Annotated in this window: 24 protein-coding genes and 1 pseudogene; 16 read left to right on the top strand and 9 right to left on the bottom strand. The window is 58.9% G+C overall.

Annotation, left to right across the window (positions count from 1 at the left end; all coding sequences use genetic code 11):
- Nucleotides 1–15 precede the first annotated feature (15 nt).
- Nucleotides 16–705, bottom strand: a complete 690-nt coding sequence (gene phoB / locus CXF97_RS24480; RefSeq protein WP_007896474.1) for a phosphate regulon transcriptional regulator PhoB — start codon at nt 703–705, stop codon at nt 16–18.
- Between the two features lie 151 nt (nt 706–856).
- Here phoB and CXF97_RS24475 point away from each other — a divergent pair, with 151 nt between their 5' ends.
- Nucleotides 857–1,240: a hypothetical protein gene (locus CXF97_RS24475; RefSeq protein ID WP_101161737.1), complete on the top strand. Its 384-nt coding sequence runs from the start codon at nt 857–859 to the stop codon at nt 1,238–1,240.
- Nucleotides 1,241–1,353: 113 nt separating this feature from the next.
- Here CXF97_RS24475 and ubiA read toward each other — a convergent pair whose 3' ends face one another.
- Both ubiA and CXF97_RS24460 read right to left on the bottom strand, forming a co-directional pair.
- Nucleotides 1,354–2,244, bottom strand: coding sequence for a 4-hydroxybenzoate octaprenyltransferase (gene ubiA / locus CXF97_RS24465; protein ID WP_101161735.1), 891 nt, complete (start codon nt 2,242–2,244; stop codon nt 1,354–1,356).
- Complete coding sequence (locus CXF97_RS24460; RefSeq protein ID WP_101161734.1) at nt 2,244–2,804, bottom strand: chorismate lyase; 561 nt, start codon at nt 2,802–2,804, stop codon at nt 2,244–2,246. The genes ubiA and CXF97_RS24460 overlap by 1 nt, the downstream gene beginning before the upstream one ends.
- A gap of 201 nt (nt 2,805–3,005) precedes the next feature.
- On the opposite strand from CXF97_RS24460, the gene CXF97_RS24455 reads away from it, so the two are divergent.
- From CXF97_RS24455 to CXF97_RS24445, 3 genes are all read left to right on the top strand, one after another.
- A complete protein-coding gene (locus tag CXF97_RS24455) occupies nt 3,006–3,173 on the top strand; it encodes a rubredoxin (RefSeq protein ID WP_003177199.1) in 168 nt (55 codons plus the stop codon).
- Nucleotides 3,174–3,193: 20 nt separating this feature from the next.
- Nucleotides 3,194–4,342: an NAD(P)/FAD-dependent oxidoreductase gene (locus CXF97_RS24450; RefSeq protein WP_101161732.1), complete on the top strand. Its 1,149-nt coding sequence runs from the start codon at nt 3,194–3,196 to the stop codon at nt 4,340–4,342.
- A 190-nt stretch (nt 4,343–4,532) separates the two neighbouring features.
- Nucleotides 4,533–4,808 (top strand): HU family DNA-binding protein, encoded by a 276-nt coding sequence (locus CXF97_RS24445; RefSeq protein ID WP_003213368.1) that lies wholly within the window; start codon nt 4,533–4,535, stop codon nt 4,806–4,808.
- Between the two features lie 97 nt (nt 4,809–4,905).
- On the opposite strand, the gene CXF97_RS24440 is transcribed toward CXF97_RS24445, so the two are convergent.
- From CXF97_RS24440 to tssI, 6 genes are all read right to left on the bottom strand, one after another.
- A complete protein-coding gene (locus tag CXF97_RS24440; RefSeq protein WP_101161730.1) occupies nt 4,906–5,262 on the bottom strand; it encodes a hypothetical protein in 357 nt (118 codons plus the stop codon).
- A 95-nt stretch (nt 5,263–5,357) separates the two neighbouring features.
- Nucleotides 5,358–7,688, bottom strand: a complete 2,331-nt coding sequence (locus CXF97_RS24435) for a lipase family protein (RefSeq protein ID WP_101161728.1) — start codon at nt 7,686–7,688, stop codon at nt 5,358–5,360.
- The gene (locus CXF97_RS24430) at nt 7,685–8,476 is read right to left on the bottom strand and encodes a hypothetical protein (protein WP_101161807.1); all 792 of its coding nucleotides are present in this window, start codon (nt 8,474–8,476) and stop codon (nt 7,685–7,687) included. Before CXF97_RS24430 ends, CXF97_RS24435 begins: the two co-directional genes overlap by 4 nt.
- Nucleotides 8,477–8,517: 41 nt before the next feature.
- Nucleotides 8,518–9,309: a hypothetical protein gene (locus CXF97_RS24425; protein WP_101161726.1), complete on the bottom strand. Its 792-nt coding sequence runs from the start codon at nt 9,307–9,309 to the stop codon at nt 8,518–8,520.
- Nucleotides 9,306–10,154 carry a DUF4123 domain-containing protein gene (locus tag CXF97_RS24420; protein WP_101161724.1) on the bottom strand — a complete coding sequence of 283 codons (849 nt, stop codon included), beginning with the start codon at nt 10,152–10,154 and terminating at the stop codon, nt 9,306–9,308. The genes CXF97_RS24425 and CXF97_RS24420 overlap by 4 nt, the downstream gene beginning before the upstream one ends.
- Complete coding sequence (gene tssI, locus CXF97_RS24415) at nt 10,151–12,178, bottom strand: type VI secretion system tip protein TssI/VgrG (protein ID WP_101161722.1); 2,028 nt, start codon at nt 12,176–12,178, stop codon at nt 10,151–10,153. The genes CXF97_RS24420 and tssI overlap by 4 nt, the downstream gene beginning before the upstream one ends.
- A gap of 698 nt (nt 12,179–12,876) precedes the next feature.
- Here tssI and tssA point away from each other — a divergent pair.
- The 12 genes and pseudogenes from tssA to tssG all read left to right on the top strand — a co-directional run bounded on the left by tssA (nt 12,877) and on the right by tssG (nt 23,128).
- Complete coding sequence (tssA, locus tag CXF97_RS24405; protein ID WP_101161718.1) at nt 12,877–14,439, top strand: type VI secretion system protein TssA; 1,563 nt, start codon at nt 12,877–12,879, stop codon at nt 14,437–14,439.
- Nucleotides 14,440–14,471: 32 nt separating this feature from the next.
- Nucleotides 14,472–14,975: a type VI secretion system contractile sheath small subunit gene (tssB, locus tag CXF97_RS24400; protein WP_016772498.1), complete on the top strand. Its 504-nt coding sequence runs from the start codon at nt 14,472–14,474 to the stop codon at nt 14,973–14,975.
- Between the two features lie 25 nt (nt 14,976–15,000).
- Nucleotides 15,001–16,476, top strand: a complete 1,476-nt coding sequence (gene tssC / locus CXF97_RS24395) for a type VI secretion system contractile sheath large subunit (RefSeq protein ID WP_016772499.1) — start codon at nt 15,001–15,003, stop codon at nt 16,474–16,476.
- Between the two features lie 9 nt (nt 16,477–16,485).
- Nucleotides 16,486–16,893 carry a type VI secretion system baseplate subunit TssE gene (gene tssE, locus CXF97_RS24390; RefSeq protein ID WP_101161716.1) on the top strand — a complete coding sequence of 136 codons (408 nt, stop codon included), beginning with the start codon at nt 16,486–16,488 and terminating at the stop codon, nt 16,891–16,893.
- A 10-nt stretch (nt 16,894–16,903) separates the two neighbouring features.
- Nucleotides 16,904–17,197, top strand: a pseudogene (locus tag CXF97_RS28580) (PAAR domain-containing protein); the annotation flags it as partial.
- A 1,108-nt stretch (nt 17,198–18,305) separates the two neighbouring features.
- Entirely contained in the window at nt 18,306–18,689 is a 384-nt protein-coding gene (locus CXF97_RS24380) for a hypothetical protein (protein WP_101161712.1), read from the top strand.
- A gap of 20 nt (nt 18,690–18,709) precedes the next feature.
- The gene (locus CXF97_RS24375) at nt 18,710–19,093 is read left to right on the top strand and encodes a hypothetical protein (RefSeq protein WP_256589917.1); all 384 of its coding nucleotides are present in this window, start codon (nt 18,710–18,712) and stop codon (nt 19,091–19,093) included.
- A 22-nt stretch (nt 19,094–19,115) separates the two neighbouring features.
- The gene (locus tag CXF97_RS24370; RefSeq protein ID WP_101161708.1) at nt 19,116–19,493 is read left to right on the top strand and encodes a hypothetical protein; all 378 of its coding nucleotides are present in this window, start codon (nt 19,116–19,118) and stop codon (nt 19,491–19,493) included.
- Nucleotides 19,494–19,533: 40 nt separating this feature from the next.
- Entirely contained in the window at nt 19,534–19,893 is a 360-nt protein-coding gene (locus CXF97_RS24365) for a hypothetical protein (protein WP_101161706.1), read from the top strand.
- The gene (locus tag CXF97_RS24360; RefSeq protein WP_101161705.1) at nt 19,890–20,342 is read left to right on the top strand and encodes a hypothetical protein; all 453 of its coding nucleotides are present in this window, start codon (nt 19,890–19,892) and stop codon (nt 20,340–20,342) included. Before CXF97_RS24365 ends, CXF97_RS24360 begins: the two co-directional genes overlap by 4 nt.
- Before the next feature lie 27 nt (nt 20,343–20,369).
- Nucleotides 20,370–22,157 carry a type VI secretion system baseplate subunit TssF gene (tssF, locus tag CXF97_RS24355; protein WP_101161703.1) on the top strand — a complete coding sequence of 596 codons (1,788 nt, stop codon included), beginning with the start codon at nt 20,370–20,372 and terminating at the stop codon, nt 22,155–22,157.
- Entirely contained in the window at nt 22,121–23,128 is a 1,008-nt protein-coding gene (tssG, locus tag CXF97_RS24350) for a type VI secretion system baseplate subunit TssG (protein ID WP_101161701.1), read from the top strand. The genes tssF and tssG overlap by 37 nt, the downstream gene beginning before the upstream one ends.
- Nucleotides 23,129–23,135: the final 7 nt, after the last annotated feature.

Here is a 23,135-nt window from a genome sequence, read left to right as displayed (position 1 = left end):
AGTCTGGCGGGCGGATCAGGCCTTTGTAGAGAACCGATAACCGGTGCCGCGCACGGTTTGTACCAGATTTTCGTAAGCGTCGCCGAGGGCTTTGCGCAGGCGCCTGATGTGCACGTCGACGGTGCGCTCTTCGACATAGACGTTGCCGCCCCAGACCTGATCCAGCAACTGGCCGCGGGTGTAGGCGCGTTCCTGGTGGGTCATGAAGAATTGCAGCAGGCGGTATTCGGTCGGGCCCATCTCGGCGGGTTTGCCGTCGATGGTCACGCGGTGGCTGATCGGGTCGAGCAACAGGCCGCCGACTTCGATTGGCGCTTCGCCATCGGTCGGTCCGGCACGGCGCAGCACCGCCTTGAGACGGGCGACCAGTTCGCGCGGGGAAAACGGTTTGGTGATGTAGTCGTCGGCGCCGACTTCCAGGCCCTGGATCTTGTTGTCCTCTTCACCCTTGGCGGTGAGCATGATGATCGGGATGTCCCCGGTCAGCTCGTCACGCTTGAGGCGTCGGGCCAGTTCGATGCCGGAGGTGCCCGGCAGCATCCAGTCGAGCAGGATCAGGTCCGGCTTGCGGTCGACGATGATGGCGTGGGCCTGCTGCGAATTCTCTGCCTCGAGGCAGTCATAGCCGGCCATTTCCAACGCCACGGCGATCATTTCGCGAATCGGCGCTTCGTCGTCGACGATCAGAATGCTCCTGCCAACCATGCCTTAATCCTCTTGTCATTTAACTGTCTTGCGCCGCATTAGATAACGGAATTATTGCAGTCGTGTGACAGTATTTCAGAGTGGCGGTGATTGTGCTGATCCTGAACTAAGCTCCAAGTCCGAATCCTGACAACCACAAAAGAAGGTTTCCATGACTCAGATGACTGCTTGTTTCAAAGCCCTGCTGATGGCCGCTGCCTTGGCGCTGCCTGGCCTGGCCATGGCTGCCGATCCGGCGATGGAGAAGGACGGCATGTTCACTGACCACAAAGGCATGACCCTGTACACCTTCGCCAAGGACGCTGCTGGCAAGTCTGCGTGCAATGACAAATGCGCAGCGAACTGGCCGCCATTGATGGCGCAGGCAGGTGACAAGTCGATGGGCGACTGGACGGTGATCAAGCGTGACGATGGCTCGATGCAGTGGGCCTACCAGGGCATGCCGCTGTACACCTTCGTGATGGACAAGAAGGCCGGCGACATGACCGGCGACGGCAAAATGGACGGCGCGTGGAAAGTCGCCAAGGCCAAATAACCAGAAAACCCCTGTGGGAGCGGGCTTGCTCGCGAAGGCGTCGTGTCAGTCACATTCAGGGTTGACTGACACACCGCCTTCGCGAGCAAGCCCGCTCCCACAGGTATGGATCTTCAGCGCAATGCGTAATCCAGAACGATCCCGACAAATATCGCCAACCCGGCCCAGTGGTTGTGCAAAAACGCCTTGAAGCAGCGCATGCGATCACGATCACGGGTGTACCAGAACTCCCACGCATAACACCCGGCCGCCACCAGCAAACCGAGATGGAACCAGATCCCCAGCTCAAACTTCGACCCGGCCAGCGTCAGGCAGCCCAATGACAGCGCCTGCAGGCCGAGGATGATCACCCGATCCGCCTCGCCAAACAGGATCGCCGTGGATTTCACGCCGATCTTCAGATCATCATCGCGATCGGTCATTGCATAGTAGGTGTCGTAACCCACCGTCCACAGCAGATTGGCGATCCACAGCAGCCACGCCGCCGCCGGCAACTCGCCGGTCTCGGCGGTGAACGCCATCGGCATGCCCCAGGAAAACGCCGCACCCAGCACCACTTGCGGGTAATAGGTGTAGCGCTTCATGAACGGATAAGTGAACGCCAGCGCCAGACCGCCCAGCGACAGCCAGATGGTCGGCGCGTTGGTGCACAGCACCAGCAGAAAACTGATGCCCATCAGCACGGCGAAGAACACCAGCGCTTCTTTTGAACTGATCTTGCCGCTGGCCAGGGGGCGCTGGGCGGTGCGTTTGACGTGGCCGTCGACCTTGCGGTCGGCCCAGTCGTTGATCACGCAACCACCCGCGCGGGTCAACACCACGCCGAGGACGAAGATGACGATGTTGGCGAGTGACGGCGAACCCTTGCCGGCAATCCACAACGCCCACAGCGTTGGCCACAACAGCAGATAAATGCCGATCGGCTTGTCCATGCGCGTCAACTGAACGAAATCCCAGGCGCGCGGGTTCAGACGGTTGAGGGACTTGAGCAGGCTCTGGTACATCAGCAGTTCTCCGGATGGGCGCGGGCGGCGATCCACAGGCTCGGCAGGAAAATTTCCGCGACCAGCACGCTCAGCGCGCCACGGTCGAAACGTGAACGCCGACCCCATAGCTCAGGGGCTTTCACCGCAGGCGGCAGCCATTGTTCAGGGTAGTGGCAGACTTCAATCGCGCGGCGCTGGAACGCCTGATCGCAAAACAGCAATTCGCCCAGCGAGCGGCTGCCCAGTTCATCCATGTGCAAACCATCGCCTTGCAGGGCTGCTCGCGAGGCGACGCTGCGGGCAAACACCCAGGCTTCGCCATGGCCGCGCAAATACACCTCGCGCACCCAGCCTTCGCTGCCCTCGGCCAGATCCAGTGCCGCGCATTCATCAGCGCGCAGGGTGTCCCAGCCTTCGAACAACGGCGACACGCTGAAGCCATCGTTGGACAACCGAGTCAAACGGCGGGTCAGCGAACCTTCGTCGAACAACCAGTCGAGGGTCAGAGGATCGGGGCGAGGCGTCAGGCGGGCTTGGGTCAGCCAGAGCGGGGCGGGACAGGCATTTGAATGTTGCACAATGAGTCATTATTGGCCGCAAATGAGGCGGCGAGCTTACCATGGCGGGCGACAAGATCGAGCGGCGCCGGCCGCCGTTGCGCCGAACAGGCTTGCATCTGCCCGGCACCCTCAGTACAAAACGCCCTGAGCCGGATGGCAGCGCAGCACCCATCGACCGTCCGCGCCGGCACTACGCCTGAATCCTGAGGAAGTACCTGAATGAAGAAGTGGCAATGTATCGTCTGTGGCCTGATCTACAACGAAGCCGACGGCTGGCCGGATGACGGCATCGCGCCGGGCACCCGCTGGGAAGACGTACCGGCAGACTGGCTGTGCCCCGACTGCGGTGTCGGCAAGATGGACTTTGAAATGATCGAAATCAACTAAGCAAAACACAGGAGTAAGGCATGAGCGCACCAGTCGTCATCATCGGCACCGGGCTTGCGGGCTATAACCTGGCCCGCGAGTTTCGCAAGCTCGACAGCGAAACCCCGCTGCTGTTGATTACCGCCGATGACGGCCGCTCTTACTCCAAGCCGATGCTCTCCACCGGTTTCGGCAAGAGCAAGGACGCCGATGGCCTGAGCATGGCTGAGCCCGGCGCCATGGCCGAGCAGTTGAAGGCCGAAGTGCGCACCCACACGCGCATCAGCGGCATCGACGCCGGCCACAAGCGCTTGTGGATCGGCGAAGAAGCCGTGCCCTATCGCGACCTGATCCTCGCCTGGGGCGCGGAAACCGTGCGTGTGCCGATCGAGGGTGACGGTGCTGATCGGGTGTTCCCGATCAACGATCTCGAAGATTACGCGCGCTTTCGTGCCGCCGCCGAGGGCAAGCGTCGGGTGTTGGTGCTCGGCGCCGGGCTGATCGGCTGTGAGTTTGCCAATGACCTGATCCTCGGCGGCTACGAAGTGCAACTGGTCGCGCCGTGCGAACAGGTCATGCCAATGCTCTTGCATCCTGCCGCTGCGGCGGCCGTGCAGGCCGGGCTGGAAAGTATCGGGGCGAAGTTTCACCTCGGCCCGGTGCTGACTCGGCTGGAGAAAGCCGCCGATGGCCTGGAAGCGCACCTGTCCGACGGCCAGATCATCCCGTGCGATGTGGTGGTCTCGGCGATCGGTCTGCGTCCACGCATCGATCTGGCGGCAGCTGCCGGCGTGCAGGTCAATCGCGGCGTGACGGTCGATCGTTACCTGAAGACTTCCCACGCCAACATTTACGCCTTGGGCGATTGCGCTGAAGTCGACGGGCTCAATCTGCTCTATGTGATGCCGCTGATGAGTTGCGCCCGTGCACTGGCGCAAACCCTCGCTGCAAATCCGACCGCAGTCAGCTACGGGCCAATGCCGATCACCGTGAAAACCCCGGTGTGCCCGCTGGTAGTTTCGCCGCCGCCACGCGGCAGCGAAGGCGTGTGGAGCGTTGAAGGGCAGGGCGCCGACATCAAAGCGCTGTGCCGCAGTGCCGACGGTCAGTTGCTCGGTTACGCACTGACCGGCGGGGCGGTCATGGAAAAACTGGCCCTGAACAAACAGCTGCCGCCGTTGCTGGCGTAAATGCCGGTCGTTCTGTCGTAAACACCGCTCTTTTGCCCCGACAAAGGTCTTGGGGAGACTGGCGCCGCCGTTGGCGGCGTGCCATTCTCACTCCCGTCTGCCGCAGAGTAGAGCCTGCGGCGCCTTGGGCGCTGTTCCAACGAGAACAGCACGGACATAACAACAAAAAACCGTCAAAGGGGCTTCACTAATGCGTAAACCAGAACTCGCCGCTGCAATCGCCGAAAAGGCAGACCTGACCAAAGAACAGGCCAACCGCGTCCTCAACGCCGTCCTCGAAGAAATCACCGGCGCCCTGCACCGCAAGGACAGCGTGACGCTGGTCGGCTTCGGCACCTTCCTGCAGCGCCACCGCGGCGCCCGCACCGGCAAAAACCCGCAGACCGGCGAACCGGTGAAGATCAAGGCCAGCAACACCGTGGCGTTCAAGCCAGGCAAGTCGTTGAAAGACAGCGTCAATCCTTGATGGCGGCGTGCTCCCCTGAATGACGGGGAGAACCGCAAATGAGAAATGGGCACACCGATTGCGGTCGGGTGCCCATTTTTTGTGGTTGCCTGATGGCTTACTGGCGTCGGAAGCAAGCCTTGCCGTTACCGAAGTCCACAGCCAGGCAGTTTGGCTCGATTGCCAATTGCAGATCCTGGAACAGTCCGCCCAGATCGCTGTTGGAGGCAGGCTTGGCTGTGCTTTCCAACACTACTGTCTGGTTCTCGACCTTCCAGGTGCCTTTGGCAAAACCGTCGGCGCTGCCGTACGCCACGCCGGCGTCAAAGGTACCGTCCTTGCGCAACAGCAACTCCGCGCCCATTTCCATTGCGCCGGTCAGGTAGTAATGGCCGTCTAGTGGCGGTGTATCTGCTAATACCGGGGTGATGGGAAAGCCGATGAGTGCGGCGAACACTAGTGGTTTCAAATCCATGAAATGAAGCTCCTTGGCAGCTGTATTAAGAGGACCGAATTTTCGGGGTGTCGGATTCTGCCATAGCGGTGCTTTGCCGGCCCGCTGTTTAAACGCTACACAATCGAATCAATATCCAGCTGAAACGGCGCGCCAACTGCATGCCCACCGGTCATCGCGGCGATAGCGGCGTCGTGGTCTTCAGCGGCTGGCGGGATCATCGCCAGTTGCTCCTGAACCAGGTTTTCAGGGTGGGCGTTCCAGCGCAGCAGACTTTCCTCGACCCATTCGGGCTGGTCGGCATAGCTGCCGTAAACGTCGGCCTCGCTGACCCGTTGATCGCGCAGCGCTGTCAGGCGGGCCTTGGTCATGCTGATCTTGTCTATTTCCTGATTGAGCATCAGCGTCTTGTGCGCGCGCTCCTGCTCTCGCACGTAAGAACGGTGGTTGTTTTCCAGTTCACGCTTAACGGCCCGCAGCTGTTGCTGAATATTCTCCAGGGCGCTGCTGATCCACTCGAATTCGCGATTGGTCACCAGCGAACGCTTGAGCTGCAGTGCTTCCTGCCAACGGCGCAAGCTGGCCCAGCAGCCGGGGATGTAGCTGACGACCATTGAGTGGTGACCCCGGTCGAACAACTGCCGCAGAAACGATCCGCGTTCGGGCAAGCCGTTGGTAGCGCGCAGGGCCTTGGCGCAGCCGTGATCGACGATCGTGCTGCAACCCGGCTCCCAGAGAAGGGAGGATCGGTGGTTCTTGTCGAACTCAACGGGCATGAAATGGCGCAAAGCACCGTGATGCCCATAGTCGTCGCCAAAGAAATTGATGATTCCCCAGATCAGCAGGCCGAGGCCGGCGACCGGGTTGAAGCCCAGCACCACGGCGTTGGTTGCGTACATCGGCCCAGGCTTGGCAAAGGTGTTCATCCAGGTCGCCGGCACGCTCGGTACCGGATCGTTCTGATTGACGATGCGGTGGTGGGCCAATGCTTTGGCGCTTTCGATGAACGTGGTGTCACCAGCGCGGGGGGCGCCGTAGGTGTAGAGCACGATTTGCGGGGAGAACTCCAGGTTGCGTCTCAGCATCTCGGACAGGATCAGTGCAACTGCACCGCCCAGACTGTGACCCGTGATCAGCAGCTTTTGCCCGCTGTAGAATTTTTCCAGATAAGTCACGATGAATGGATAAGCCGCCAAAGCGCCACCGTAGAAACCGCGGTGCACTTTGCCTTCGCCTTCGGCAAAGGGAACCTGATAGGCATCGCCGTCACGCCGGCCGTCGGGCCAGATCTCACTGGTACCTCGCACGCTGATCAGGATCAACTCGTCATGGTGGCAGATGAAAGCTTGGGTATCAGTACTGTTGTCTTTGTTACGGTCATCGAGACAGTGCAACTTGGCCGGGTGTTCTTGTTCGTCGCCCAACGCGGGGTCATTCACTTCGGGGTAAAGGTTCGGGTCGAACGGCACCACTTCCAGGCGTTTCGAATACGGCACGTCTTCGTACAGTGGGTAGTATTTCTGCGTTTGCGAGTCATCGACCTTCCACAACTCGTCGAACTGCGGCAGCGCGTGGCCGAACCAGTTGCCGCTGCTGGGCTGTACCGGAAAGCTTACCGTGTCGGTCTGCACCGGTTGAGTGTTGGGTTCCTGTCCGAAATCGGTGTAGCTCAGCGTCGCCATCACCGACAGCTGATAAAGGTTGAGCGCGCAGAACGCGTCGCCTGTCGACAGCATTGGCCGTAGCGCTCTCATCGGCCGTACTTCCAGCACATGGTGTTTGTTCGGCAGCAGTGCGACGCCCTTGGGCGGCGGCGGGGAAAACCCCAATTCGACGGTGGCCATCTCCGCCGCACTCAAGATGGTGTGCAGTCCGCCATCCGCAGAAGTTTTATCGACGGCCGTGAAGTCTCTGGACTTCGCAGCGGGGCGCATGAGCTTGTGCGCCGCCCTCTTCGGAGGGTCGCGACGAGCAACCAGTGGTGGCAGGTGGGCGATGTGCTTTACCAGTTCACTGACTTCGACCTGGCAGTACGCATCGGTTTCGGACAGGTCCTTGGCGGGGTTTGCCTGGGTGCGAGTGCCTGTTTTGTGGAAGAAGCGGGTTTTTTCGGCGCGGACTTGGAGATCAGTTATGGGAAGGGGATAGTGGGGTCTTTTTATCAACCCCTTGTATAGAGTGTCCGAACCGTCGTATGGGCGGTTTGCCTTAAGTACTAAAGGGCCGCAGTAGTGGCTGTCGACCTTTGCGAAGCCGTTAGCATCAAGCCTTAGCGTATAAACCGTATCTTCGTAATCTATAACTTCGATCTTCAAGCCGGCGTAGGGTCTGCCATCACCAAATTCGTCCACGAATTGAAAGCTTGTCGAATGCGCGCGCCGGGGGCATGCATGAATATTGCCCGACATGAAAGGTGCATGATTGGCGGCTAAGGGGGAGGTATTCATGGTTTTGTTTCCCATTTCTCCGTGCATCCCGGGTAGATGGTGCAGACTCTTCCGTCCACCATCCGGAACGTGCTGAAGTCTTTGTAGTTTCCGTTGCAATAGGCGTGTTGATCTTCAAATTTCTCGCCCATACAGCGTTTCCAGCCACCGGGCACTTCGGCCCATGTGTCTCCCCAAGCCGGCTTTTCTTCTTCAGACAACCCAACTTTCAGCGTCACCGTTTTGCCCTCAAGTTGAGTCAATGTGTATGCCGTGGAAGGTCTCGTTCGCAGCACGTTGCCCTGTGCATCCATTTTTTTGCAGGTCAGCAGTTTGATCAGGGATCGATGTGGGCCGACGGTGCGGAATGACCACATGCATTCACCATAAAACTCCCCTGCACCGTCCTCGTTGAAAGTGCCCTTTAATCGTTCCAGCAACTCTGGGCGCACGAAAATCGAGGCGTAGTCCATGCTGAAGTTGCTTCGGCCTTTTCCATAAAACCCGATGACCTTGATTTCCACTTTGTTGAGCGCCAACGGACAATCGCTGACGGTTTTGTACAACTCGATTTCCGCAGTGCTTACATATTCCATGGTGGGTTTATTGAAGCTCACCCAGAAATCCGGCTTTCCTGGCACGCGGCAGGTTTCACCTGCGGCAGGCAGATAGATAGCCTTGAGCTCGTATTTGAAGTCAGGTGGGAAGTCCGGAATAAAGGTGAAGGAGTTTGGCTTGTCTACCGCCGAACAGCCTGAAGTCAGAGCGAGAACACCGCCGAGAGTACTGGCGATGAGGGCTCGTTTGATACGCGGGAGCGTTTGCCGCCGATTGAATTCTTTCCGGTCGTTCATGGCTTTTCTTCCGTGTTTTCTGTGCATCCTGGGTAGATGGTGCAAACCCGCCCATCGACCATTTTGAAAGTGCTGAAATCTTTGTCGTTGCCGAAACAGAACGCATCCTGATCCTCAAAGGCTTTCCCCATGCAGCGCTTCCATCCGCCGGGCACTTTTACCCACGTGTCACCAAAAGCGGGCTTTTCCCGCTCAGATAATTGGATTTTCAGAGTCACCGTTTTTCCGGAAAGCTGAGTCAGCGTGTACGCCGTGAAAGGACGGCTCCGCCCGACATTGCCCTGTGCATCCATTTTTTTGCAGGTCAGCAGTTTGATCAGATAACGCTTCGGGCCCACCGTGCGAAAAGACCACATGCATTCACCAAAGAACTCAGCTGTCTCGTCATCTCTGAAACTACCCATCTGTCGTTCCAACAACTCCGGACGCACAGCAATCGAGGCGTAGTCATAACTGAAGTTGCTTCGCCCTGAACCATAAATACCGATGACCTTGATCTCGATGTAATTCAGCGCCAGAGGACATTCGCTTACGGTTCTGTACAGCGGGATCTCGGAAGTCCCTTCGTACTTCATATTGGTTTTGTTGTATCCCAGCTGAGTGTTTCTCCCGCCAGGCACGGTGCATGTTTGGCCCTTGGCCGGAACATAGGTGGCCGTCAGGTCGTACCTGAATCCGGGCGGAAAATCCGGAACAAACGTAAACGTGTTCGGGGTCTTCACCGTCGTACAACCCACCAGCAATCCCAGGCATCCACTCAGCAGCAACCCTCGTTTCAAGTTCCTCATCGACCTACCTCTCCCTGCCAATACAACGCTTCCTGATATACCCGCTCAAAATGCATCGCCGGATCTTCACCGGGTTTGGGCAGCCATGATTTGCCTGGCCGATATCCCGGTAACTGCAAACTGCGGGTCAGCAAGAAATGCACTTGCTCCGGTTGTTGCCAGCCCCACAAGTGCGTCAGTTGAATCAGGCCCCACAGCCACTCATCGACGTCGAGCTGTTCGGCCAGCGTGGCCATTGCTTCGGTGTGTTCGCCGACCAGGTAACGGCGGGTGTTGTCGAACAGCACGTTGGCGTAGATCAGCTCCGGGGTCGGCGTGTGCAGCCAAGGCGGATCCATCGGCAGCGGGTGGTGGCCGGGGTCCGGGTTGTCGATGGCGTTCCATCGCTCTGCGTGCCAATAGCAGACGCTGTTGAATGGCCCGAGAAACGCCGCGCGGTGCTGGGGTTGCAGGTGCGCCAGCGCACGGCCCAGAACCCGGTTGTCATGCACGCGGTACACCGCCTGATTCGGGCGTTCGCCGGTGATCAGGCGCTCGCGCCAGTGCGCGGCCAGCAGATCAAGCTCGCCATGACGGGCACTGGCCAGCCAGCCCCAATTGCGCTCGGGCGTGGCGAGCAAGGCCTGGATGGCGGGATGCTGCGCCGTATCGATCTGCAACAGCAGCGGGCCGGTTGGCGCCAGCGACTCGGCCGGCGTGCCGGTGTACAGCGGGCGAAACCGCGCGGTGCCGAGGTCGCGGGTCAGCGCAGCGTGCTCTGCGCTTTGATCGTCGGTGTCGAGCATCAGATACAGATCGCAGCCGGCGCGGGATTGCGCGTGCAACCATTGTGCGACCGGGCTCATGCGACTTCTCCCAGCTCGCACAGACCCGCCGCGCAGGCTTCGCACAGCGGGCAATAGTCCGCCGCCTGCAGGCGGGCACTGTTGATGATCGACTGCGGTGTGGCGTTGATCGGAGGAGCCAGACCGGCCTCTGCCTGTAGCGGTTGTAGCGGCGCGAGCCCCGGCAGCGGCGCTCCGCCCTCTACCATGGGCACGCTGCTGAAAATCCCGGCGGCATTGATCACGATGTGATGGCCGCCCGCTGACAGCGTCAGGCTCATGCCGGCATCAATCACCACGTTGCTTGCAGTGACATGCGCCTGTTGACCGGCCTGAATCACCAGGGCGCCAACGGTCTGACTGCTGGTGCCGCTGACGGTCAGCATGTCATCGGCATTGATCAGTGTGCTGCGCAGCCCTTGATGAGTGCGCGAATCCCGGCCCTCGATCAGGCTGGTGCTGTCATTGCCGACATGCTCATGGCGGTCGCGCGTGATCAGGCTGCGGCTGTCGTTGAGGATCAGTTGCTCCAGATCACGCTGGGCCCGCAGGTAGATTTTTTCCTGCCCGGCGCGATCCTCGATCGACAGTTCGTTGTAGCCGCCATTGCGCGGAGTGCTCTGGCTGCGCAACACCGTTCGGGTCTGACTCGCCGGCAAGGGATGAGCAACACCATTGACCTTGTTGGCGACGCAGCCGGTAATCAAGGGGTGATCCGGGTTGCCCTCCAGAAAAGTCACGACCACCTCCATTCCAACCCGGGGTATGGCCACTGCGCCAAATCCATCACCCGCCCAACTGGAGGCTACGCGCAGCCAGCAGCTGCTTTTCTCGCTGTTGCGTTCAGTGCGGTCCCAGGGGAACTCAACCCGAACCCGTGCGTGCTCGTCGCAAAAAATTTCCTCCCCCGGTGGCACGGTGACTTTTGCGGTCTGGCAAACCAGCAGAGGCCTCGGCGCGGGCAGTGGCGGGCGGTAAAACACATCCGCAGGGATAGCCTTGAACGTGTTGCGATAACCCTGCGTGAAGCCATTGGCAGCATGGGCATCGTCGCTGCTGAAGACCTCTTCGAGCACGCCTGGTTGCTTGCCTTCATGAGAGAGCTGCAGCAGCCGCCACGACTCGTTGCACTCCGGCCGAGGATGTTGGCGTAGATCGAACAGGTGACCGCTGCGCAGAATCGGCTGATTGCTTTTGCCTTCAATCCATTGGTAATCGCTGCGGTGGCGCTCCAACGTCTGACGCGCCAGCTGTTTGCCGGACCTCTCTGAGGTCATCAACAACGGATAGCGGTAGTCTTCGAGCTCGGGACTGAACTCGGCGGTGAAACGGTTTTCCAGCAGCAGGTTGGGGCGCTTCAGGTCATAGTCGCGGCGGGTGACAGTGCTGGTGCGTGTGTTGAAGCCCAGGGTCAGGTGGTTGACCACCGGGTGTTCGGCGACCATGCCGCTATCAACCTGAAAGGGTGTCGTACCCAAGTTGGGCGCGAACACCGGGTTGTCGCTGAACACCAGCAAATGCCCGTCGACCGAATGCTGGTGATGCCAGGCAATACCCTCTTCGGCGCACAGGCGCTGGATGAACAGGAAATCGCTTTCGCCGTACTGCGTGCAGTATTCACGTGGCTCGCCGGCGGCGACATTGAATGTGAAGTCATCGGCCTGGATGCCATGCCCTCTGAGCACTTGCGCGATGATGTGCGGCACTGTCAGCTGCTGAAAAATCCGTTGGTCCTGGCTCAGTTGCAGATAGTGAAGCGCCGGCACCAGTGTCAGCTCGTATCGGGTCAGGCGCTTTCCGGTCTCGCCCAGCATTACATCTTCGATCCGCCCATGAATGCCTTCATCCCTTAATCCGAACTGCAGAAAGGCGGGCTGGCTGAGCAGGCTTTCCAAATCAAAATCCGCGTGTTCGCTCACCAGCTCGACGCGAAAAGCGTACAGCTGGCTGATCGCTTCTGTACCTGTGAACGCGAGCACCTGAAAGTCGTGACGAATGGCCGGGATGTGCAGTGAGAATGGCGCGCAGTGGCCTTTGCCGAACATGGGCTTGTCCTTAAGCAAAATGAGTCAGAGCGCGATACCGTTCCTCCCTGATCGCCGCGCATGAAAAGTTGCCAAGGCAAGCTAACGGCGCGGCAAACTAATTGATGTAAGAAGTATCCCTGACATTTGTCAGAGTATTCCGGGTTTGAAAGTGTCGGGGGAATGAGTGAAGTGTCTGTAGGACGCCGCTTCGATAACTATCGACTTGACGGTGTTTGACAGTGAGGAAAGTTTCAGAATAATGAAATGCCATCATTATAGTGGCACTTTTTGCGATCATCGTTGTCGTTGGAAACTTCTTGATGGCAATCGGTCATTTTCGGAAGTGTCCTACTTCTATTTTCTTTTGAATTTGTCATGCTGCACGCCGCTCGAGGATACGAGCGTCAGATAAACTCGCCCGGCTGGGTGGGAGGCTCTGGGTCAACGGTTTCGCGGGAGCAGGGGAAATGTGCTGATTAATAAGCGGCATCAGGGAAACCCCTGCGGCATATAGGGCGATCTCCTGCAGACCTCAATGAACAGTTCGTCTTGTTGTTTAATCAGATGCTTGCTAGTGGCCATCATAGTGATTACGATGCGCCCACTTGAAAGAGCACATCTCAATTGGATGAGTCGCTGAACTGCTCTTCGATACTGTCCCGCGTGGCTGAAACTGCATTCGCCCGCACGACTGTAATCCTTAATAAAGGCCATGGATGTCCTACTCAAGCAAACTTTCCGCCCATTACCTCGAACTCGCAAAAGTCTCTGTTTCCAAAGAGAATTTCGCGGGCGAAGACGTTCGTTTTTCGAGCGAGTTCGAGGCGCTGGAAAGTGAGCTGGCCAAGGCTTCGTCGATGCACGAAAGCGGGCAGATCGACTGGCTGAAAATCCGCGAAAACAGCGAAAATCTGCTGCGTACCCAATCCAAGGATCTGCGTGTCGGCGCCTGGCTGACCTGGTCGCTGTACCAGCGTGAATCCTTCCCAGGCCTGCTCGCCGGACTCGGTCTGCTGCACCATCTGTCGGAAAACAACTGGGCCGACGTCCGCCCGCTCAAACCCCGCACCCGTGCCGCCGCGATTGGCTGGCTGGTGCCGCGTCTCGAGCAGGTCATTACCGAAAACATTGCGATCAAAGAGCAGTTGCCGATGTTCCGGCAGCTCTCCGAGCACCTGGCCGGTCTCGAAGCCGCCTGTACTGAACATCTGGGCGATGATGCGCCGCTGCTGCTGCCGATTTCCCGCCGCCTGAAAACCATGATCCAGCGCGCCGCCGACAACCAGCCGGCTCCCGGTGTGGTGGGCGCGGCGGTGGCGCAGGTCAAGCAGGCGGCGAGCCAGTTGCTCACTCCAGGCGCGCCGATCGACAACGAAAGGGATGCGCACAAGGCCCTGCGTGCCCAGCAGGAAAGCGCCCGGCCGTTGTGCGCCTGGTGGCTCAAGCAGAAGGCCACTGACCTGCGCGCGTTGCGCCTCAATCGTACCTTGCTGTGGATGACCATCGACGCGGTGCCCGAGCGCAACGCCGAGCAGATCACCGTATTGCGCGGCCTGCCGCTGGAAAAGCTCAAGCTCTATCAGGACCGTTTCGATCAGGGCAAATACGCCGACCTGTTGGTGGAACTGGAGGCGAGCCTGGCGAAGGCGCCGTTCTGGTTCGATGGCCAGAGGATGGTCTGGGAATGTCTCCAGAACCTCAACGCCGAATTGGCAATGCGCGAAGTGGAAATCCACTTCGCGCTTTTGATTCAGCGCCTGCCGGGCATCATCGAGTTGCGCTTCCATGACGGCGCGCCGTTTGCCGATCCGTCCACCCGGGCGTGGATCGCCGCCAATGTCATGCCGCACCTGCAAAGCGCCAGCGCGCCGCGCAAGGTCGAAAGCGAGAACGTCGAAACCCAGCCGGCGTGGGAAAAAGCCCTCGAGGAAGTCCAGCCGATCCTGCGCAAGGAAGGTTTGAAGCCGGCCGTGCAGATTCTCAAGCAGGGTCTGCAATCTGCCCACGGTGGCCGTGAACGCTTCTTCTGGCAGTTCACCCTCGCGCGGCTGTGTTTCCTGGCCAAGAAATACGAACTGGCCAAGAACCAGCTCGAAACCCTCGATCAGACATTACAGGACTCAGGCCTGCACGCCTGGGAGCCCGATCTTGCATTGCAAGTGCTGCACCTGCTGCACAGTTGCTGCGAGTTGTTGCCGCAGAACCACGCCGTACGTGAAAGCAAGGAAGAGATTTATCGCAGGCTGTGCCACCTCGATCTCGAAGTGGTACTCGAATAGGCCCCAGGGCCACAACCGCAAGGAGAAAAGCCATGGCCAAAGAAGGCTCGGTAGCCCCCAAGGAACGCATCAACGTCACCTTCAAACCCGCCACCGGCGGTGCTCAGGAAGAGATTGAACTGCCGCTGAAGCTGCTGGCAATCGGTGACTACACCCACCGCAAGGACGATCGCAAAATCGAAGATCGCAAGCCGATCAGCATCGACAAGATGACCTTCGACGAAGTGTTGGCCAAGCAAGAGCTGGGTCTGACGCTGAGCGTGCCGAACCGTCTGCAGGAAGATGGCGAGGCTGAAGAGCTGGCCGTGCAATTGCGCGTCAATTCGATGAAGGACTTCAACCCGGCCAGCCTGGTCGAGCAAGTGCCTGAGCTGAAAAAACTGATGGAACTGCGCGATGCGCTGGTGGCCCTCAAAGGCCCGCTGGGTAACGCTCCTGCGTTCCGTAAAGCGATCGAAGGCGTGCTCGCCGACGACGAATCCCGCGGTCGCGTACTCGGTGAGCTGGGCCTGAACGCCGCAGCCCCGGACGCCTGAGACTCTTGCCAAGGAAGCCAACACAATGAGCACTAGCGCAGCACAAGAGAAGAGCGCCGCCAGCGGCGAATACAGCATTCTCGACAGCATCATCGCCGAAACCCGTCTGACTCCGGACGACGAAGCCTACGACATCGCCAAGCGCGGCGTGTCGGCCTTCATCGAAGAACTGCTCAAGCCGCAGAACAACGGTGAGCCGGTCAAGAAGGCCATGGTCGACCGCATGATCGCCGAGATCGATGCCAAGCTCAGCCGTCAGATGGACGAAATCCTGCACCACCCGGATTTCCAGGCGCTGGAATCGTCGTGGCGTGGCCTGCAGTTGCTGGTCGACCGCACCAATTTCCGCGAAAACATCAAGATCGAAATCCTCAACGTCTCCAAAGAAGACCTGCTGGACGATTTCGAAGATTCGCCGGAAGTCATGCAGTCGGGCCTGTACAAGCACATCTACACCGCTGAATACGGCCAGTTCGGTGGTCAGCCTGTGGGCGCGATCATCGCCAACTACTACATGTCGCCAAGCTCGCCAGACGTCAAGCTGATGCAGTACGTGGCCAGCGTTTCGTGCATGTCCCACGCGCCGTTCATTGCTGCCGCCGGCCCGAAATTCTTCGGCCTGGAAAGCTTCACCGGCCTGCCGGATCTGAAAGATCTGAAAGACCACTTCGAAGGCCCGCAATTTGCCAAATGGCAGAGCTTCCGTACTTCGGAAGACTCCCGCTACGTTGGCCTGACCGTGCCGCGTTTCCTGCTGCGCAACCCGTACGATCCGGAAGAAAACCCGGTCAAGTCGTTCGTCTACAAGGAAACCGTTGCCAACAGCCACGAGCACTACCTGTGGGGCAACACCGCGTACGCGTTCGGCACCAAGCTGACCGACAGCTTCGCCAAATTCCGCTGGTGCCCGAATATCATCGGCCCGCAGAGCGGTGGCGCGGTTGAAGACCTGCCGTTGCACCACTTCGAAAGCATGGGAGAAATCGAAACCAAGATTCCTACCGAAGTATTGGTTTCCGACCGTCGTGAATACGAATTGGCCGAGGAAGGCTTCATTTCCCTGACCATGCGCAAAGGCTCCGACAACGCGGCGTTCTTCTCCGCAAGCTCGGTGCAGAAGCCGAAGTTCTTCGGCATCAGCGCAGAAGGCAAGGCGGCAGAGCTGAACTACAAGCTCGGCACCCAGCTGCCGTACATGATGATCGTCAACCGCCTGGCTCACTACCTCAAAGTGCTGCAGCGCGAGCAACTCGGTTCGTGGAAAGAGCGTACCGACCTCGAGCTGGAACTGAACAAGTGGATCCGTCAGTACGTGGCCGACCAGGAAAACCCGAGCGCCGAAGTCCGTGGCCGTCGTCCGCTGCGCGCTGCGCAAGTGATCGTCAGCGACGTTGAAGGTGAGCCGGGCTGGTACCGCGTGAGCTTGAACGTGCGTCCGCACTTCAAGTACATGGGTGCCGATTTCACCCTGTCGCTGGTTGGCAAGCTGGACAAAGAGTAAGAGCAACTCATGGACGGATACGGCAGCCTGTTCGAACGCCTCAACGGCGACGCACAACTACGCAATGGCAAGAGCCTCGAGGTTTCTGCCATGGCGTCGGTGGCTGCCCATCTGGCCAAAATGCTCAGCACCCGGGCCGGCAGCGTGCAAACGCTGGCCGACTACGGGTTGCCCGATCTCAATGACATGCGCCTGAGCCTGCACGACTCGCTGAGTCAGGCCCGCCTGGCCATCGAAAGCTTCATCGAAGCCTACGAACCGCGCCTGAGCAACGTGCGTGTCATTTCCCTGCCGCGTGACCACGATCAGCTTCGCCTGGCCTTCAGTATCGAAGGCCTGCTGGAAATTGAAGGGTTCAAGCGTCAGGTCAGTTTTTCCGCGCGCCTGGATGGCAGCGGACAAGTCAAGGTCACCTAAGGAGATCCCGATGTCTGGCAAACCCGCAGCACGCGTATCCGACCCCACCGCTTGCCCGCTCCCCGGCCATGGCACCAACCCGATCGCCGCCGGTTCCGGCGACGTGTTCTTCGACGGCCTCGCGGCCGCCCGCCAAGGCGATGCCTCGGCGTGTGGTGGTGCGATGTCCGGCAGCTTGGCGACCACTGTGTTGATCAATGGAAAACCGGCCGCCACAGTCGGCTCCGTTGGCTCTCACGGGAACAAGGTTACGGCGGGTTCAGGGACGGTGATTATCGGTAATTCGCATTCGCCAGCGCCATTTTCGGGGCTTGCCGCTATAGCGGTTGTCGCGGCGCTGGATTACCGACTGGGTTTGAAGTCCGGTGGCAACTCGGTACTGACGCCGCTGGAAATTCCAGACTTCGACGAGCTGAAATCAGGAACATCGAAAAACCGTGAGGTGGTCGATTTCGTTGTCGAGAACCGCATGGACGCAGCTGACAGTGTGAAGCTGGAAGTGCTGGACGGCGAAAAGCTGGTTTACGCCGAAGCCAACACCGCGCCGTTCCTGCCACCAGGCAAGCATCCATGGCAATGGGACGGCTACGACACGGCCGGCATCCTTGATACCAAAGTCCTGAAAAGCCCGAACCTGAAAGTGCGCCTCACCGCGACCGGGGCGGGGAAACAGCACGTGACTGAAGTGAAGCTTGATTGCTCGGCTGGAGAGGTTAAGTGGGTCGATGCGCGCATCGACCGCAACGCCAAGACCGTTGAGGTCACGTTACGCCCGAGCTTTTCAGACGGCGGCAGTAGTGGTTCCACACCCGGACTGGTACCCACGCCTTTCAGCACGTTACTCGGCTGGGCCAAGGAAGGTATCGAGTTGTACTGGTCGCGTAATGGCTCACGCGGCGGCGGTATCGCTGAGGGCATCACGACCAGCAAAGGCCTGTACAAAGTCACGGTCAAAACCGAGATCAACGTCGAGCCCAAAGCCGGGGATTTCCCTTTGATTGATTCGCTGTCGGCGGACTTCGGTCGTTCCACCAGTCTGGCGATTGCAAGAAAGGTTTATCACAACGCCGGTTATGCCTATGAAAGCTACGTTGTTCAACGACGTCGAACTCCAGAGTTCGCTAGAGACATTGCCAGAGAAGAGTTCAAAGAAACGTCGGCTCATGAGTTTGGTCATTTGATTCTCAATGAGTACGGTGGGGGAATCATCCCCGGTTACTCCTGGACTCACAAAGAAACATCCACATTGATGCAAAACCCTAAGGACAACCACCCGACGCCGAACGCCGGCGAGGTGGATGTCATGCATTACTTCAGCAGTTACACGCAGTCCTCCGCTGATCTGCAAAAGAGAATGGCGGCGTCTGAACAGGACGTCAAAAGCTTGCTTTGGCTGGCAAGGGTCGAGTTCGATGACTAGGTTGACCGGTCTCATCTTGCCGTTCGTTTCCCTTTATGGCTGTGCTGCTCAGCAGGTGTACAACAACCATGTGTATGTCGAAAACCGCTGTGGCCAGCGCTTGGCAATGAGGGTTTCCAACGGCTCGAACATGTATTCGCAGGATCGCCACATGACTGCCGAACCGGATTCCCGTGCCATGGTCGCGAGTTTTGCTTCCTATGGTGAGGATGTGATGGAGCAGATCCCGCATAACTATCTGTTGAAGATCAACGATGCTGCTGGCACCAGGATCATCGGCGCTCTGGAGTTGAAGAGGCGCCTGAGTGGCGTACAGAAGGTCAGTCAAGGGACACAGCGCGAGTGGACAATCAGCGAGGCATCGGTTTGTCCGTGAAACTGCCAAGGACGATTTTGATGATGAGATGGGTAAGCCTCTTCGCGTGCTTCGTTTCGCTGACTGCATGCGCTGCGCAGCAGGTCTATCGCAATGATGTTTACCTGCTGAACACTTGTGGAGTACCACTGGAGTTGACGCTGGCGAACGACTCCAACTATGACGATCAGCCACGCAGTTTCACGTTAAACCCGAACCAGCGCAGTTCCATCGGCAACTACCAGTCATTCGGTGAAGACGTATCGGTTCAGATCAGGGACCAGTACAGCCTGTCGATCAAAAGCCAGAACGGGACTAAGTCCATTGACGCACAGACCTTGCGAAAGGCAGTAGCGAGCATCAAAAAAACCGAAGAAAAAGCTGTCCGTTCGTGGACGGTCGACACGGGGGCTTTCTGCCCATGAAGCACTCGTTCGGGTTGGCTCGATGAAACTCAGAGCCTGGCAATGCCTCATCGCTTTTCTCAGCTCGGTCGGTTTGCTGACGATTGTGGTCGGCTTGACGTTGCTTTTGCGAATGGAAAGCTCAACCGAACCAAAGCTGTTCGCTCATCCCCACGCGTTGTGGATTGGCGCCGAGGATGGTGGGGTATTCGTCGAGATTACCAAGTACGAAGCACCGGATTATTACGTGGAGATTCGCCACGAAAATGGCGGGATGTGGACTGAGGGCTGGGTTCGATATGGCACCACGGACAGCCATCCACTCAGCGCTGCGGCGATTGGTGGCTACGGCGGTGAAGAGCTCTATGTGTATACGGGTGTCGCGATCACGCCGCAAAAACAGGGAGTTGCGCAGCGATGAACAAATATGTGCCAGCGACCCCGGGGCAGGAGACGGACGCATGACCAATTCAGGTCGCTTTGGAATGATTTGGCTGCAGCGCTTGCTACTCGTGGTGGGAGCGTTCGCCTGCATGCTCTATTTTTCTGCGCATGCGCTTTCCAACGCCTTGATGTTGTTGATGGAGCGCGAAAATTTTATCCCCGCGCAGTCGTCCATCTGGACATTCGAACCTTACGAAATCAATCAAGGTTCTTCGTCTTACTGGCTCTACGGTGAGGACGGAGACAACTATTACTTTTTTGCGTACGTCCCCGAAGATTCGTATCGCTTGATCGCAAAAGACAATCGGTGCGCAGGCTTCGACAAGCGTGATGTCCGCACATGGTGCTCGGATTACGCTGTGGAGGTTCGTCGATGACCGACTCAGTAGACGAAATGCTCATGCTCAGTCGCGCACAACTTAACTTCTTCATGGCTGCATTGTGGCTGCCACTGCTGGCGGTGTTGGCGATTACTTCCTATGACCTGTGGAATGGCGAGTATTTAACATCCGAGTCGTCCGGAATTTATTGGCAGTACCTGTTGTGGTGGGGCGTTCCCGGGCTTCTGGGTTTCTCGCTGTGGATGTCCCGATCGGCGCAGCGCCGGAACGAGCAACAGGCATTGCGGATGGTTTGGTGGGCGCCAGTGAAGTTCATCCCGTTCTATGCCGTGCCCTGGATGCTGTATGGCTTGTTCAGTCTGATCGTCCGTCCGCTGAGTGATGCTTACATGGCGTACGGCTGGATCTCGGTTGTGCCGTTCCTGCTGATTGGCGGCTATGTCTGTGCCGGCGTAACGGTCGCGCTCTACAGGATATTTTTTTGATGAGTTCCACTACCAGGCAGGTACCCCGTGTCCTTTAACCACTACTACCAAAGCGAACTCACCGCACTGCGCCAGCTCGGTCGCCGTTTCGCCGAGCGTAGTCCGGCGTTGGCACCGTATCTGGGGCAGGCCGGGCGGGATCCGGATGTGGAGCGGTTGCTGGAAGGCTTCGCGTTTCTGACCGGGCGCTTGCGCCAGAAGCTCGATGACGAGCTGCCGGAGCTCAGCCACTCGCTGATGCAGCTGCTGTGGCCGAACTACATGCGCCCGCTGCCAGCGTTCAGCATTTTGCAGTTCGACCCGCTCAAGCGTTCCGGGCCGGCGCTGCTGGTCGAGCGCGATACGCCGATCGAGAGCAAGCCGATCGAAGACGTGCGCTGCCGTTTCCGCACCTGCTACCCGACCGAGGTGCTGCCGCTGGATCTGGCGGCGCTGAATTATTCGGTGAAGGGGGATGGCTCGCTGCTCAGCCTGCGCCTGGAAATGAGTGCCGACGGCCACCTCGGCGAATTGGAGCTGAGCAAATTGCGCCTGCACTTTGCCGGTGAGCGCTACATCAGCCAGATGCTCTACCTGAGCCTGCTGCGCAACCTCGACGGCATCGAGCTGATCCCGCTCGACGGCGCTGGTAAGCCGATCGATGGCGTCAGCGGCAAGCCGATGGCGTTCAAGATTCCCGGCGACCGGGTCAAACCGGTGGGCTTTGCCGAAGAAGAAGCGTTGATCCCGTATCCGCTGAACACCTTCCGTGGCTATCGCTACCTGCAGGAATACTTCGCCTTCCAGGACAAATTCCTCTTCGTCGACGTCAACGGTCTGGACATTCTCAAGGCGCTGCCGGAAGACACGCTCAAGCAGATGCGTGGTCTCGAACTGCGCTTCGACATCCGCAAGAGCGGCATCATGCGCATGCGCCCGACGCTGGATAACGTCAAGTTGTTCTGCACGCCGATTGCCAACCTGTTTGCCCACGATGCACTGCCGATCCGTCTCGACGGCAAGCAGGACGAATACCTGCTGCTGCCGGCGGAATACGACCTGGAAAACTGCGGTGTGTTCTCGGTGGAAACCGTGACCGGCTGGAAGCCCGGCGGCCTCGGATATCAGGAGTACGTGCCGTTCGAATCGTTCGAGCACGACCCGAGTTTCGACGTCCCCAACAGCCGTCCGCATTACAGCATTCGCCAGCGTTCGTCCTTGCTGCATGACGGCCTCGACACTTACCTGAGCTTCGGCATCCGCCATACCGAAGCCCACGAAACCCTGTCGATCGAGCTGATGTGCACCAATCAGAACCTGCCGAAAAAGCTCAAGCTCGGCGACATCTGCATGGCCAGCGAGCAGACCCCGGAATTCCTCAGTTTCCGCAACATCACCCCGGCCACCTCAAGCTTCGCGCCGCCGCTGAACCGTGACTTCCTGTGGAAGCTGATCAGCAACATGTCGCTCAACTATCTGTCGCTGGCCGACGTCAATGCGTTGAAGGTGATTCTGGAGACCTACGACCTGCCGCGTTACTACGACCAGCACGCGGAGAAGGTCAGCAAGCGCCTGCTCGGCGGCCTCAAGCACATCAAGCATCACCACGTCGACCGACTGCATCGCGGTCTGCCGGTGCGCGGTTTGCGTACCGAACTGACCATCGACCCGGAAGGCTATATCGGTGAGGGCGATCTGTTCGTCTTCGCTTCGGTTCTCAACGAGTTTTTCGCGCTTTACGCCAGTCTCAATTCATTCCATGAGCTGCGGGTAAAAAGCACACAGGGAGAGGTGTACCAATGGACACCACGTATGGGCCTGCAGCCCCTGCTCTAAGCGGGCTGACCAAGGTAATACGCGAGTACTCGCTGTTTCAGGCCGTGCTGCTGGTGATCGACCGGCTGCGCGTAGCACATCCACATCTGAGCGAAGACGATTTGTACGACCAGGTCGAGTTCCAGGCCAACCCGAGCCTGGGCTTTCCGCGCAGCGACGTCGATCGCGTCGAGTTTTTCGAAGAGCACGGCAAGATGCGCGCGCGCATGCGCTTCAACCTGATTGGCCTGGTCGGCTCAGGTTCGCCGCTGCCGGCGTTTTACGGCGAGCAAGCCTTGGGCGACAGCGAGGACGGCAACCCGACACGCAATTTCCTCGACCTGTTTCACCATCGCCTGCAACGGCTGATGCTGCCGATCTGGCGCAAATACCGATATCGCGCAAGCTTCCAGAGTGGCGCGATTGACCCGTTCTCCTCGCAGCTGTTCGCCCTGATCGGCCTGGGCGGCGACGAGATTCGCAAGGCCAAGGAACTCAACTGGAAACGCCTGCTGCCGTACCTCGGCCTGCTCAGCCTGCGCGCGCACTCGGCGGCGCTGATCGAAGCCGTGCTGCGTTACTACTTCAAGCACGAAGACCTGGTCATCGAGCAGTGCATCGAACGCCGCGTAGAAATTCTCGAAGAGCAGCGCAATCGTTTGGGCCGCGCCAACAGCGTGCTCGGCGAAGACCTGGTGCTGGGCGAGCACGTACGCGATCGCAGCGGCAAATTCCGCATTCACATCACCGAACTCGACTGGCAGCGATTCCATGAATTCCTGCCGATCGGTTTCGGTTACCAGCCGCTCTGCGCGCTGGTGCGGTTCACCCTGCGTGACCCGCTCGATTACGACATTCGCCTGGTCCTGCGCCAGGAAGAAATCCGCGAACTGCGCATCGGTGAGCAGAACGCCTGTCGCCTCGGTTGGACCAGTTGGCTGGGCCGCGAAAAAGCGGACGGCGTGGTGACCCTGGGCAGCAAAATTCATTAAGGACGTG

Origin of the sequence: Pseudomonas sp. Choline-02u-1 (assembly GCF_002836515.1) — a bacterium.
Classification (GTDB): Bacteria; Pseudomonadota; Gammaproteobacteria; order Pseudomonadales; family Pseudomonadaceae; genus Aquipseudomonas.
This window is presented reverse-complemented; position numbering and strand designations above follow the sequence as displayed.

What these genes read in the sequence shown, in the direction of transcription:
- phoB (WP_007896474.1), bottom strand. Translation starts at nt 705, where the DNA reads ATGGTTGGCAGGAGCATTCTGATCGTCGACGACGAAGCGCCGATTCGC.
- CXF97_RS24475 (WP_101161737.1), top strand. Translation starts at nt 857, where the DNA reads ATGACTCAGATGACTGCTTGTTTCAAAGCCCTGCTGATGGCCGCTGCC.
- ubiA (WP_101161735.1), bottom strand. Translation starts at nt 2,244, where the DNA reads ATGTACCAGAGCCTGCTCAAGTCCCTCAACCGTCTGAACCCGCGCGCC.
- CXF97_RS24455 (WP_003177199.1), top strand. Translation starts at nt 3,006, where the DNA reads ATGAAGAAGTGGCAATGTATCGTCTGTGGCCTGATCTACAACGAAGCC.
- CXF97_RS24450 (WP_101161732.1), top strand. Translation starts at nt 3,194, where the DNA reads ATGAGCGCACCAGTCGTCATCATCGGCACCGGGCTTGCGGGCTATAAC.
- CXF97_RS24445 (WP_003213368.1), top strand. Translation starts at nt 4,533, where the DNA reads ATGCGTAAACCAGAACTCGCCGCTGCAATCGCCGAAAAGGCAGACCTG.
- CXF97_RS24440 (WP_101161730.1), bottom strand. Translation starts at nt 5,262, where the DNA reads ATGGATTTGAAACCACTAGTGTTCGCCGCACTCATCGGCTTTCCCATC.
- CXF97_RS24435 (WP_101161728.1), bottom strand. Translation starts at nt 7,688, where the DNA reads ATGAATACCTCCCCCTTAGCCGCCAATCATGCACCTTTCATGTCGGGC.
- CXF97_RS24425 (WP_101161726.1), bottom strand. Translation starts at nt 9,309, where the DNA reads ATGAGGAACTTGAAACGAGGGTTGCTGCTGAGTGGATGCCTGGGATTG.
- CXF97_RS24420 (WP_101161724.1), bottom strand. Translation starts at nt 10,154, where the DNA reads ATGAGCCCGGTCGCACAATGGTTGCACGCGCAATCCCGCGCCGGCTGC.
- tssI (WP_101161722.1), bottom strand. Translation starts at nt 12,178, where the DNA reads ATGTTCGGCAAAGGCCACTGCGCGCCATTCTCACTGCACATCCCGGCC.
- tssA (WP_101161718.1), top strand. Translation starts at nt 12,877, where the DNA reads ATGTCCTACTCAAGCAAACTTTCCGCCCATTACCTCGAACTCGCAAAA.
- tssB (WP_016772498.1), top strand. Translation starts at nt 14,472, where the DNA reads ATGGCCAAAGAAGGCTCGGTAGCCCCCAAGGAACGCATCAACGTCACC.
- tssC (WP_016772499.1), top strand. Translation starts at nt 15,001, where the DNA reads ATGAGCACTAGCGCAGCACAAGAGAAGAGCGCCGCCAGCGGCGAATAC.
- tssE (WP_101161716.1), top strand. Translation starts at nt 16,486, where the DNA reads ATGGACGGATACGGCAGCCTGTTCGAACGCCTCAACGGCGACGCACAA.
- CXF97_RS24380 (WP_101161712.1), top strand. Translation starts at nt 18,306, where the DNA reads ATGACTAGGTTGACCGGTCTCATCTTGCCGTTCGTTTCCCTTTATGGC.
- CXF97_RS24375 (WP_256589917.1), top strand. Translation starts at nt 18,710, where the DNA reads ATGATGAGATGGGTAAGCCTCTTCGCGTGCTTCGTTTCGCTGACTGCA.
- CXF97_RS24370 (WP_101161708.1), top strand. Translation starts at nt 19,116, where the DNA reads ATGAAACTCAGAGCCTGGCAATGCCTCATCGCTTTTCTCAGCTCGGTC.
- CXF97_RS24365 (WP_101161706.1), top strand. Translation starts at nt 19,534, where the DNA reads ATGACCAATTCAGGTCGCTTTGGAATGATTTGGCTGCAGCGCTTGCTA.
- CXF97_RS24360 (WP_101161705.1), top strand. Translation starts at nt 19,890, where the DNA reads ATGACCGACTCAGTAGACGAAATGCTCATGCTCAGTCGCGCACAACTT.
- tssG (WP_101161701.1), top strand. Translation starts at nt 22,121, where the DNA reads ATGGACACCACGTATGGGCCTGCAGCCCCTGCTCTAAGCGGGCTGACC.